1 protein-coding gene (cut by a window edge) is annotated in these 13565 nt (G+C 64.4%); it reads right to left on the minus strand.

Features of this window, described 5'->3' with window-relative positions; translation table 11 throughout:
• A protein-coding gene (locus ACN9MY_RS29670; protein WP_426336543.1) for a LysM peptidoglycan-binding domain-containing protein crosses the window boundary here: on the minus strand, window positions 1–13565 show its end. 19444 nt of this gene lie beyond the right edge of the window; the window shows 13565 of its 33009 coding nt (coding positions 19445–33009); the start codon falls outside the window, past its right edge; its stop codon occupies window positions 1–3.

A 13565-nucleotide genomic window follows, 5' to 3' on the forward strand; every position in this document is an offset into this window, starting at 1 on the left:
TTAGCCTCCTTTGCCAGAATGCGGATCTTTGCCGTAACCTGGGTAGAAAATCGTGTTGTCCGTATCGCCCGGTCCCCAGAAAATGCGCGACGGTGTTGGTCGCGCAGTAGGTTCGACCTCAACTTCCCTGAAATAACGAGCATTAACAGTATTCATGTCTTGCGTTGACGGCCATTGCTGGGTCGGTGTTTCATTCGGGTGGACATGGCCAATTAAACGCGAATCACGCGGCACGGCGCTAGTCCAAGCATCACCGCTATACAGTTTCTTAACTAGCTTTCCGTCTACGCGCTCCGTCGTCAGGGAGAATTCTACCTTGCGGCCACCTAACGTGCCCAGTTCATAAATATCGCCAAAGCGAACCGTGCGATCGGTAACAATTACGCCTTCTGTTCCCGGCAGGGCACCAGAGGCGCGCAGATCTGCGATCGAAGCATGGCTCCCGAGGCCTTCCGTGCGTTCAAAGTGCGTACCAGGCCGGCCTCCAGCTTGTGCTGTCAGATCGGGGCCGACAGTTCCCCGGTATGCCGCAAGGCGAGACGAGATAGCGTCGTCAATTGCTGTGCTAGCCGCGGCTTCCCGCGCCAACATCGCACTTCGGACGTCGTCAGGAACCGGCCCCAGCCTCGAATGCCCTGGCCACTCACCCCAAGTCTTATCCTGCTTCGACGTATTGGTCGACGCTCCAAGTCCCATCAAGTTCTCTTTAAGGTTAATAACCTCAAGAACCTGTGCAGGCGGCAGTTCTGACAATCCCGGCCTACGAATAATACTGTCGAATGCAATGATATGGTCGGCCTGGAAGCGAGTTACTGGGTAACCATAAACCGGATCAACTTTCGGCCCGGTTCCTGTATTTACATAATCGCGTCCCGCATCGTTGGGTGACTTTTTGCGGTAATACGCTATCTCGTCCTCCGTAAATGCAGTCTTGCGAGGACCAACGAAAGTATCGTCGCCATGTCCTTGCGCCAATAGATCCATTTCCCTGTTGCCAGCACCGGACCGCGGAGGTTCCACTGGCGAGTGCACTGGCAACTCACGCGAACTAAGTACTTTGAAATTCTTCTCTCCCAAGAACTGAACCTGTCCAGCACCACCAGGCGCTCTTTCGAGTGGCCCCACTACACCGTCGCGGACGTGATGGGGCTGTGTCGACTCGTAGGTCATTTCAATAGACACATCGTCCTTGAACTGTTTAAGAATAGCCAAGTCGTTACGCGCAAATTCTTGACTTGGAATTGGATCGCGGGTGGCCCACTTGCCCGCAGCCGGCACGCCACGTTGCAATGCATCGGCTTGACCCTGGCTTACAACCTGGCGGTACTGGGTACCGGCCGGATCGATTCGCTCGACTACTTCTGTGCCCTTCATCCACGCCGGCTGCATGCCCGCCGCTTCCATCTCGGCATTCACCGTTTCGGCGGTCGTGCGGCGTACAATTTCTGCTTCGTGCTTAGCCATGTTGTTCACTGAAGCACCATGCTCCGCTACACGTGGCAACGACTCACTGCTCGAACCAGACAATTTCACCGACTCCTGAACAGCGACTGCCTCACGACGTCCTGCGATACCGGCCTGACGTTCGATCAATTGACGCTGAGGCAACGCCGACAACAAATCGTCGGACGAAACGCGGGATGGCATCGTCGGCTCTATACGTGGCGCAGAGCCGACAGGAATATCTGCCTCCGCCGATTGCGAACGTCCTACATAGACATCCGGCGCAGCATCCGCATGCGCGGTCCGTGGTGCAGGACCTTCCGGTACATGCAGCCCGCGGCGACCAGCCAAGATGGTTCCCAGGGCATTGAAGCCCGCACTGGCCGCCACGTCGTTTGCCGTCAGTTCATCCTTCGCTCCCATAGCGGCTACATCCACCCCCAGTCCTGCCAGGGCCTGGACTTTATCCCCGGAGAGAGCATTCAGCGAGCTGGCAAGTCGGCCTTCGCCCTCCATCAGGCGGCCAATGGCCTGTTCTGCGCGGCCAATGGCGCCGCCGAGCGGAGCACCTTGCCGCGCCACCCTGCCGGCAGCCGTGGCGTTCAAGCCACCACCAATAGCGATGGCAGCCAGATCGATACCGACGCTAGCCAGGGCGCTTTCAGTCGACGCGCCATGCTCGATCTTGGTGCTGGCGGAATTGACTGACTGCAGGGCACCAAAGCCGATGCCTCCAATACCTGTCGGAATCGTCGCCACGGTGACCGCAATACTGCCGGCCATATGAACTCCTTTTGCGTAACTATCCTGGCGGATCGGCTGGAACCGCTCGTCATTGCGCAAATCGGTGGCTGCGCCGAAGATGTTGTCGGCCATCTCCGTATTGCCGGTTGCGGCAACGACGCCGCCGGCCAGGACCATCGCGCCGCTGGCTGCATTGTTCACCGCAGTACGCACGCCCTGAACAAACAGGTGCGTCGTGGACTGCACCGCTTCCAGCTTCTCGAACTGCTCCACTTTCTCATGGCGGTAATCGCCATCGACGGCCAGGCGTGCACTGCCGATCGTGGCGTCGCTTGCCACGTCAGTCACCTTGGCTAACGTGTAGATCGCAGTACCCAGCAAAGGCGACTTGTCGCCCGCCTGATCAGCCCATGTGTACAACTGTTTGACGCCTGCATCCCTCGCATCGCTGAGGTTTTGCATCAGGTCGGCCACTGGGCTCTTCGATTTTTCCGCATAATCAGCCACCTGCTTCATGCTGCTCGAGAGGTCGCTGCCGGTCACCGCATCGATCGCCCGCGTGACATCCAGAGCGGCGCGGGTGCTGCTCTTGATCGAGTAGTCCAGGCCTTCCTGCACCTTGGTCAAGCCGGCCTCAAGTATTTGCGGTGCGGCATTCGTCAACAGGACGCTACGATCGTTGCCAGATTTCACCAGCAACGTATCGACAAACTGGTCCAGCATGGCGCTGCCGCGACGTTCGGCTTTCTCGCCGTTCCATGCTGCGACTGCGGTTTCACCTGCATGTACCACTTTGGAAGCGACGTCGACATAGTTGGCGGCGGCCAGCGTGGCCGTATCGCCGACATATCGTTTCGCCACCTCCACTTTCTGCGCGCCGTCGGCATACGCCGTCTGCGCGGTGCCTTTGACGGTGTAGGCCGCATCGACTACCTTCGCTTTCAGGCCGTAATACAGGTAGGAGCCGAAGTTAGTGGCATTGTCCTGCTCGCGCAGCGCGCCGTTCACGGCCGCGTTATGCTCGACAGCCGTGGCATCGGCAGCGCTGTAGTCTGCCCGGATTTCGGCGCGCGGCTGTGCGACCGGAGCCTGAGACTGCGCTTGCTGAGCAGGGGCTGCCTGCTGCACTTGCTGGGTTTTCGTTGCGTTCAGGTCACGCTGTCGCTTCTCCTCGGCCAGGATCTGGGCTTGAATGCGAATTGCACTTTCGCCGGCGATCATCTGGCCGGCATAGCGGCTAAATTGCTTGCGAGTGTCTTCATCGCTAAACAGCGATTCCGCAACATCACGCGCCATCATCAGCGTGTCCTTGCCTTCCTTCAGCTCCCAGGCCTGCTTGCCGCGGGCACCGTTCAGCACGGTATCGAGGGCGTAACCGGCACGGGTATTTTCCTTGCCATAAGCTTCGCCAGCCAAGCCGAGCGCCGTGTCGCCGCGCTCAACCTTGTGCACCGTGAACAGGTCGTCTTCTCGTTTGAGGACCTCCCTGCCCCATGCATTTGCTGCTTCGGCAACTTGTGCAGGTGTCCAGTTCGGATGCTCTTTTCGAAGCGAGAGCGCTTTTTTCAAAGCATCATCGCCCATCTTGCTCTTGTCGACTTCTTGCGCTGCCGCTTGTGGCGTGCCTTCCGCGTCTGGGCCCTGTGGCGCCTGCTGATCCACGCCAGGTGTTACCACGTCCGCAGCCGGGACGCCATTGAGACCGGCGCCGGGCTTCATATAGCCAGGCAGCCCAGCCAAGCCCAACTGACCGAGCTCCAACTCTTCCTGGGTAGGACCGTACAGGGCCGCCTGATTGTTATAGACCGTCGGTTTGGCAGGTTTCGCCGCTTGCGTCGCCGCATCTTTCTTCGCTTTGTCAGCCGCGACTAGCTTATCAAACGCAGCTGCAGTCCCCTCCTTGATGTCCGTCTGGTAGGCGCGCGATGCCGCACCGCCGCCTGCAGAGGCTGCTGCGCGGGTATCGCGACCCGCCCACTGCGCGAACGCGCTGCCCAGGCCGGAACCGACTGCGGTAACAATGTTCTCCAGGATGTTGCTGCTGCTGAAGCCCTGGCCGGTGAAAATGCTGTTGTGGAGGTTGTTGCTGTCCAGGCGTTGGCCGTCTGGGCCGGCGACCTCCCAAGGCAACTTGATGTCGGTGCCTGCGATCTTGCCGTCTGCATTGACCACGCCGCGCGAGCTGGCGAATTGTCCCTCGGCCGTAACCTCTTCGGCGTTGATGCCCACCGCAGCAAATGCGCTGCGCGACATCTGGCCGACGATGCTGCCCACCGCGCCGCCGATGGCGCCAGCCAGCGGATCCTGATGGCGCAGCCTTGCCAGGCCGGCGCCCACTACGGACTCGGCCAGCACATTCGACAGGCCGGTACTCCATTTCTCGTTGACCTTCGAATTGATGTAGTTGCCCACCTCGGTGATCGCCACCGACCGCCAGTCAACCTTGCCGGTTTCGACCAGTTGGGTGGTCACGCTGGAGGTCACAGACTTGGCAGTCTTACGCAGGAATTCGTTGGCCGCATCGCTGCCGGCGATATCAACGTTCTTCAGCAGGTCGCCGACCGCCGAACTGGCCGCCGCTGCAACGCCGGACGCCGCCACCGAACGCCAGTTGAAGTTCTTCTGCTGGCCGAAGGCGATGCTGATGCCCTGCGTTGCCACGTTCGATGCCATTGCCGTCAGGCCGGTATTGATCGCGGTGGACGGGGTCAGGTTGAACACGCCTGTGCCGCCGATGCCGGCTGCCACGCCGGAGCCGATAGCGCTCATGGCCACGCTCTTCCAGCTGAAGTGTTCCTGAATGCCGACCGCCATGCCAACGCCCTGGCTGACGATGGAGCCGATGGCGCCACCGATCATGGCCGCGCCCAGGCCGGCCATGCCGCCAGCACCGCCCAGCACGGCCAGGCCGGCGCTGAAGGTGGTTGCGCTGGCGGTCGCCGACAGCGACGCGCCCATCAGGCCAGCTGCCGCACCCGCGGTGTAGATCGTCACCACGATGGCGACGATGATCACCAGGATCTGCAGGAAGCCGCCGCACTTCTTGCCTTTCGGCGGTGGCGACTTCAGGTTCGGCAGCTTGCTGCCGACGATCTCGTTCTCGTTGTAGGTCTTGTGGGTCTGCGAGGTGATCGGCTCGGACTTGCCGTTGGACGGCACCACCAGCACTTGGCCAGCCTTCAGCTCCTCGGTGCCGGACAGACCGTTGGCCTCGGCCAGCACGTACCACTGGCTCGGATTGCCCCACAGGGTGTTGGCAATGCCCTGCAGCGTTTCGCCGCCCTTGACGGTGTAGCTGGAGGTCGTGCCGCCCGGGAAGTCCTTGCCGTAGTTCTCGAACAGTGCGTAGTTCTTGGTATCGATCGCGGTGTACGCGCCGCCCTGGATCGCGGTGCCGGTTTCGGCCACCGGATTGCCCTGGGCGTAGACGTAGTCGATACGGTCGCGCGCGCCGTCCTTGCCGTTGTCGTGCCACTTGGCGACGATGTGGTCGTCGTTGTCGTAGGCGTAACGGGAGATCTCGTCACGGTCCTGGCCATCGCCGCGGCCCTGGTTCATCATCACCAGCTTGTCGTTGGCGTTGTAGGTGAAGGTCGCGTTGCCGCTGGCATCGCCGAAGGCGCGGATCGACCGCTCGCGGCCATCGCCGTAGTAGTCGTAGGTGTACTGGTAAGTCTTGGTCGACTTCGGCGTCACCGTGCGCATGGTGGTCTTGCTGACCTTGCCCGCCGCGTTGTACTGCTGCGAGAGTTCCTGGCTTTCGCTCTCGGTCTTGACCCATCCGGCCGGGCTGTAGCCCTTGTGGATGGCTTCCGCTGCGCTCATGCGGCGCAGGTCGAACAGGTGGCCGGTGATCGGCAGCGCGTTCGGATCGAAGTCGAGCTTCTTGAGCGTGTTGGTGTTGCTGGTCAGGTTGCCGTTCGACTGGTCGTAGGTCTTGGTTGCAGTGGACCAGGTCACGCCATCGCGCTTCTCGATGAACAGCGTGTTGTTGCCCGCAACGTCGTATTGCCAGATCAGCTCTTCGTCGCGCGACAGCGCCAGGGTGCGGCCGCTCAGGGTCGCAAAGGCATCGGCTTCGAAATCGACAATGCCGTTGTCCTGCGCGATCTTGGCCCAGCGGTTCGCATCGCGGTACTGGATGATGGCGATCGCCTGCAGCGCCTCGCGTACGGTCACGCTGGTGTAGACCGGATTGCCCATGTCGTCTTCGTGATCGGTGAAGCGCAGGTCGCTTTCGCTCACGGCGTAGGAATCGGGCTGCTTGACGCTGAGCGCCGTGGCCGGACGGTTATGGTCGTCGTAGGTGTAGGTGGTCACCACACCGCCTGCCGTGTAGGTGCTGCGGCGGCCTGCGGCGTCGTAGGTGTAATGGCCAACCACCGCGTTGCTGTTGCGCAGCGCGATGACGCGGCCTGCACCGTCGAAGTCGGTGCCATGGTCGACGCTGGTGCCGCCGCCATTGCCCTGCACCCGCACCTGGTTGCCCACTTCGTCGTAGCTGATGGTTTCTTCCAGGCCGGTGACGCTGTCCTTCCAGTACGTCATGCGGCCCAGTTCATCGAAGCGGTAGGCCAGCATGCGGTTGTGGGTGGCGCCTTCGAAGTCGACCACGCCGGTGGTCTCCTCTTTCACGCGCTGGCCCATGATGTCGTAGCCGTAAGTGGTGCGCACGCCGGTGGCCAGGTCGAGGATCTCGACCAGGTGGCCGGCCTCGTCGTAGGCGCGGCGGATGTTCTTGCCGCTGACGCTGGTCTGCGAAGTTTCGCGGCCAAAGTCGTCGTAGGTGTAGCTGGTGACGCGGCCGTCTTCGTCGATCGCGCGGCGCAGCTGGGCAAAGCCGCCGAACTGGCTTTGCTTGGTCTTGCCGTTGCCGTCGGTTTCCGCGATCAGGTTGCCGAACACGTCGTAGCTGCGGTAGCTGGTGGTGGCGACGTCCACCGAGCTGCCGTTGACACGGCGCCATTGGGTCACGGACTGCACGCGGCCCAGGCCGTCGTAACGCATCTCGATGCGGTGGCCGGACGGGTTGTTCAAGTCGTACGAGGCGGTGCGGTTGCCGCGGCCGTCGTAGCCGAACTGGTTGAAGCCCTGGCGCACCACGCGGCCCTGCGCGTCGTAGACGATAGGCGTGGTCTGGCCCACGCCGTCGGTCAGGGACGTGATGCGGCCCAGTGCATCGTAGCCGTACCTGGTCACCACGCCGCCGCCGTCGGTCTGCTCGACACGGTTGCCATGGCTGTCATAGCGCGACGTGCTGGTGAAGCCGCGTTCATCGGTGACCGCAATTTCGCGGCCCAGGTTGTCGTAGCTGAAGGACTTGCTGTGGCCCAGCGCGTCGGTCTGGCGCAGCAGGGTGCCCTGCACGTCGTATTCGCGGGTGCTGGTATTGCCTGCAGCATCGGTGCGCGACACCAGGTTGTTCAGGAAGTCGTAGCTGGAACGGGTGACCGGACGGCGTGCGCTGCCCTCGCCGGATACCACGAAGGCGACATCCCACTTGGTCAGCTCGTTGCCGCGCAGGTCGTACTGCGAGTACGACACGGTCCCGTTGACGTTGCCCTTCTTGCCCAGGGTATGGGTGGCGACGGCGTGGCCGGCGGCATCCACGTCGTACTCGCGCCAGACGCCATCGTTCTCGGTCGAGGCGATCTTGGCATTGAGCGCGTTGTAGCGCGTTTCGCTGAAGTAGCCGCTGTCGCTGGCCACTGCATCGAGCGCGCCGCCGGCCAGGCCGGTTTCCTCGCTGGCCAGCTGCATGCCCTGCAGGAAGTCGGCATTGCTCAATGGGCCGACGTAGGTGCCGGCGCTCATGGTGGCGCCGCTGATGCTGCCGCCGTCTTCGCCCGCCAGGACGATGTAGGACTCGCCGCTATGCAGGGTGTTGGCGTCGTCCGCCGCACGGTTCCAGTCGACGATCACTTCGCGGCCTTGCGCGTCCAGGTACCAGACCTTGTAGTCCAGCGACTTGGCCGGCAGCGGAATCTTCGCCACGGTGTGGTTGTACTGGCCGTTGCCCAGGTCCTGCATCAACTCGTCGTTGTCGAAGGCCACGCCGTTGCCGCTGCCGGTGCTGCGCCACGACAGGTGCAGGCCGCCCGTCACCAGCGCTGCTTCGCTCGGATGCAGCGTGGTGTTGAAGGCCAGGTTGTAGCCGCGTTGTTCCCAATGGCTGGTGTCCTTGCCTTGCGCGTCGGCCGAGACCATCCATTCCTTCCATTCGCTGGAAGTGGTGGAGGTGGTGTGGCTGGCCAGTACGCGGTTGGCGTAGTAGACCGCGGTGGCGCCGCTTGGGCTGCCGCTGGTGTGCACCAGCATGCGGCCTGCGTAGCGCTCCGCCACGACCGGCTGGCCCTGCACGATGACCAGCTGGTCGGTACCGGCCGCCGGCGCCTCCCAGGTGGAGGCGTTGTACTGGCTCGACTTGCCCGCTTCGCCGGTCGGGGTGTAGACCATGTGCTCGAGCACGACCTCGCGGCCGTCGGCGGTAATGCCGGTGATCTCGATCTCGTAGGCCTGGCCCACGGCCAGCGGCGCATCGGCGCCAATGGCCATCGCGCCGTTGGTGGAACCGTTCTGCGAGAACGGACGGTCGCTGCCCTGCACGCGCCACTTGGCCACGTACAGGTTGAACGCCATGCCGCCGCCGTTGACGGACAGGCCCAGGTTCAGCATCACGCCGCCCGGCTGCACGGATTCGTTCAGCGAAGTGCTGGTGCCCACGCGCTGGCCCGGCGCCTGGAAGGATTTCTCGCCGGTGCTGAACTGCACGCCGGCGGCATCCTGCCACTGCAGGCGGAAGCCCAGCTGGCCAGGGTCGCCGTTGACCGGCAGGGTGGTTTCGTAATAGCCGTCGCCAGCCAGCGCCATCGGGCTGGCCGTGTTGGCGCCGCCATGCGGGCCGTAGAACAGGGTCGGCGACTGGCTGCCGGCGCCGAACTTGACGCGCACGCGCATGGTATTGGCATCAGGACGGCTGACCTGCACGTCGTCCACGGCAGGCGGCATCACCACCTTGCTCTCGCCGGTGTACACGCGGTTGCCCGCCACGTCCTGCGTGACGACGCGGTAGTACAGCGTGGTGCCCGCTGCCGGGCGTGGCAGCGCGGCGTGGCCGGAGCCCGCTTGCAGGTTGGTGCTGGTCTCGGTGCGGTTGGCGTAGCTGGCCGCATCGGCGTGCGAGACGGTGTCCCACACCACGTAGGACGCCATGCCGCTGGCGCCGGTGTTGTAGTCCAGCGCCAGGTCGTTGCCATCGACGCTGAGCTTGATGTCGCTGGCCGGAATCGCCTGGTTCTTCATTTCGCCGGTGTAGCGGAACACCACATTGCCGGCGGCATCGTAGAACTGGCGGCTGCCGCTGCCGTCCGGCTGCTGCACCTGCACGGTGCGGCCCATGCCGTCGAAGGCGCTCTTGACGACGAAGCCGTCCTGGTCCTGCACCCAGCTGCGGTTGCCCACTGCATCGTACTGGTAGCTGCGGCGGGTATAGCCGTTGTAGCCCACGTTCAGCGTGTCGCCGGTGGCGCTGACCGAGACGCCGCCCAGGGCGTCGTCCTGGGTCGCCAGGCGGCCGCGCGCATCGTAGGAATACAGCGAAGCCTGGTCGGCCGGATCGCTGGAGACCACGCCCAGCAGGGCGCCGTAGCTGTTGGCCAGGGCGCCGGCGTTGACGCCGTCCGCCACAGGGCGCGCGAAATGCACGCTGCGCGTCATGCGGCCCTGGGCGTCGTAGTTGAACAGCGACAGGCCGCGATGGCTGTCGATGCTGCCGATCATGCGGTTGCGGCTGTCGTAGTAGTAGTACTCGACCGCCTGCTGCGCCGTGCCGGCTGCCATGGTCTTGGCCAGCACATTGCCGGCCTTGTCATAGGTGTAGCTTGTCACGCGCGCCTGCAGCGACACGGTGTTGGTGGCCGGGTCGGTCACTTCCACGGCCGGATCGCGCTGTTCGAGCAGGCGGTTGGCCAGGTCGTACTTGTAGCTGGTCACGGCCACCTTGCCGGCCGGCGCCGCCGGGACGCTGGCGGCGCTCAGGCCCGCCGTCGCCAGCGGCGTGGCGTAGACGCGCTTCTGCAGCACGTTGCCGCTCTTGTCGTAGTCGAACTGGGTCAGGTAGCCCATGGAATCGACTTGCGCCGTCAGGCGGCCCAGCGCGTCGCGGTAGCTGAAGGTGTGGCCGCCGTCGATGCCGTCGTTCTGCACCAGGTTGCCCCAGGCGTCGTAGGCGTTATGTTCTTCCGGCGTCACCATGGCCGAATTCACGGTCGGGTCGTTGCCGGCCGTGTTGGACAGGCTGCCCAGGCTGACCTGCGGGTAGACGGTGCGCAGTACGCGGCCGTTGATGTCGTGCTCGTACTTGTAGAGGCGCACTTCGCCCGCCGGCGCGGCCGGACGCTGCGCCGGGTTGTGGGCGGTGGCGGCCAGGCGCGTCATGTACAGGCGCTCGGCAACCTGGTTGCCGAAGCCGTCGTACTCGAATTCATGCAGCACGTTGTCGCCGTCGATCTGGGCCACCATGCGGCCCTTGGCGTCGTAATAGCTGGTGGTCGGCAGGCCGTTGGCATCCGTCACCTGCACCACGTTGCCCAGCGAGTCGTAGCGCACGGTGGACTGTGCGGTGCCGAAGCTGCTGCCGTTGGCGATGGAGAACTGCTGGGTCGCCGCCACGGTTGCAGTGATGCGGCGGTTGTTGCGGTCATAGGTGTAGGTCTTGAGGCCTTCCTTGCCCGATTCGGTGGCCACGTTGCCGGCCGCGTCGTAGGTATAGGACTGCACGACCCCGCCCATGCCGTCGCGCACGAAGGCCAGGCGGCCATTGCCGTTGTACTCGTAGCTGCTGCGGCGGCCTTCGCCGTCGGTGGTTTCGATCACGTTGCCCAGGTCGTCGTACTTGCTGGACTGGGCCACGCGCAGGCCGTTCGGGTCGAACACGGTGCTGGTGCGGCGGTTGTCCAGGTCGTAGCCGTAATTGGTCACGCGCACCGGCTCGCCGGCATAGGCCAGCGACTGCTGCACCTGGTTGCCCACGATGTCGTAGGCATAGGTGGTCACGCCGCCGTCGAAGCCGGCCTGACGCAGCAGGCGGTTGCCCTTGTCGTAGGCGTAGTCGGTGGTGCGCGCCGAAGCAGTGCCGGCATGCTCCACCTGCTGCAGGCGGTTGCCCGCGGCATCCAGCACGTAGCTGGTGCGGAAGCCGTCCGGCGTGGCCAGCAGGGTCTGGCGGTTCGCCAGGTCGTACTCCGCCAGCTGCACGCGGTCCATGGCGCTGGCCGCCACGGCCGGCGGCTGGGCCGGATCGAGGGCGCCGTGCCAGGCGTTGGCGAACTGGGTCACCGCCAGGCGGTTGCCCGCGAGGTCGTAGGTGATCTTGCTCAGGTAGCCCATGGCGTCGACCGTGGCCACCAGGCGGTTGGCCTGGTCGTACCAGTTGGTGGTGACGTTGCCCAGGCCATCCTTGGCGCTGATGCGGTTGCCTACCTTGTCATAGGTGTACTCGGTGCGGTTGCCTTCGCCGTCGATGAGGGCCGTTTCGCGGCCGTCCAGGTCGAACTCATGGCGTACGCCGGCGCCGCCGGCGCTGGTGGCGGCCTCGTTGCCCGCTGCATCGTAGGTATGGCTGGTGGTGACGCCGCCTTCCGTTTCGCTGATGACGCGGCCGTTGCCGTCGTAGGCATACAGCTTGGTGGTCGCGGCGCCGAAGCGGTTTTCGTGGGTTTCCTGGGTTGGCTTGTCCAGCTGGGCGCTGCCGTACTCGTAGGTCACCACGGCGCCTTCCGGCGATTCGGTGCGGCGCAGGCGGCCTTCGGAATCGTAGCTGTAAAGCGTGGTGCGCGCGGCAGCAGTGCCGGCGCCCGCCGTGACAGCGCGGCGGTTGCCGAAATGGTCGTAGGCCGTGGTGGTCACCATGCCCATGGCGTCGGTCGCCGCCACCACGCGGTTCAGCGCGTCGTAGGCCAGCTTGACTTCGGCCGGACGGGCATGTGCCGCCAGCGCTGCGTCGTAGCCGGCATCGCCAGGCTGCAGCAGGTATTGGCCGCTGACGGCGGCAATGCGGTTGCCGAACAGGTCGTAGCTGGCCGTGGCGGTATAGCCCAACTGGTCGGTGCTGGACACCAGGCGGCCCATGATGTCGTACTGGCTGCGGGTGCTGCGCGCGTCGCTGCCATCGGCACGCGACAGCGTGCTGGAGGTCAGCTTGCCGTCGATGTTCCAGGCCTGGGTGGTCAGCGCACCGGCCGCGTCGAGCGCGGTCAGCAGGCGATCCTTGATGTCGAAGGTCTGCACGGTGCTGCGGCCTTCGGCGTCGGTGATGCGCACGCGGTTGCCATAGCCGTCCAGCTGGTAGCTGGTGGTGAAGCCCATCGGGTCGGTGACGCTGGTCAGGCGGCCGTCCAGGTCGTAGGCGTAGCGGGTATGGCGTTCGCTGCCGGCGACACCGGCCGCTTCCACCGTCTCCACCAGGTTGCCGGCGCCGTCGTAGCGGAACTGCGTGACGTTGCCGCTGCCGTCGGTGCTGCTGTCGACGCGCTTGTCCGCATCGTAGTGGTACTGCGTGCTGTGCGACTGGCCGGCGTTGCTGGTGGTGATCCTGGTACGGTTGCCGAAGGCATCGTACTCCATCGTCGTCGACTCATCGCGGAAGCCGTCGTTGGAGGTCCTGATCAACTGGCGGTTGCCGTCGTACTGGAAGTGCCTGGTCCGCGCCTGCGTCAGGTCGTCCGACACGGTGCTTTCCACCACCAGGTTGCCGACCGCATCGTAGCCGCGCTGCGTGCGCTGGCCCAATGGATTGACTTCCAGCGCCAGGCGGTGCATGAAGTCGTACTCGTAGCGCGTGACGCGCACCTCCGGCGTGCCGGCGCCTTCGCTGGCGCTCAGCAGGTTGCCCATGCTGTCGTAGGTGAACTCGGTGCGCTTGCCAATCGCGTCGGTCTCGGAGGTCTTGCGGCCCAGCAGGTCGTAGCTGTAGCTGGTGGCGCGCTCGTTCGCCGTTCCGGCGAATTCCGCCACCTGGACGCGGTGGCCCAGCAGGTCATAGGCGAAACTGGTCACGCTGCCGTCGACGCCAGTGCTGGACAGCATGCGGCCCATGATGTCGAACGAAGCGGACGTGGTGCGGCCGGCGTCGCCCGCCGCCGCTTGCGGCAGCGCGCCGTTGGCCGGCAGCGCTACTGCCTGGCCGTAGCGCGTCGAGGACACCACGTTGCCGGCCGCGTCGTAACGCTGCGTGCTCAGTTGGCCGGCAGCGCTGCGCTCGGCCACTTGCCGGTTCAGCGCATCGTAGTAATAGCTGGTCTTGGCCGTGGTGCCGGCCAGGTCGATCTGCTGGTGCTGCTCCAGCACGTTGCCGACCGCGTCGTTGACGAAATCGGTGC

Origin of the sequence: Pseudoduganella sp. R-31, assembly GCF_049913235.1 — a bacterium.
GTDB lineage: Bacteria > Pseudomonadota > Gammaproteobacteria > Burkholderiales > Burkholderiaceae_D > Rugamonas.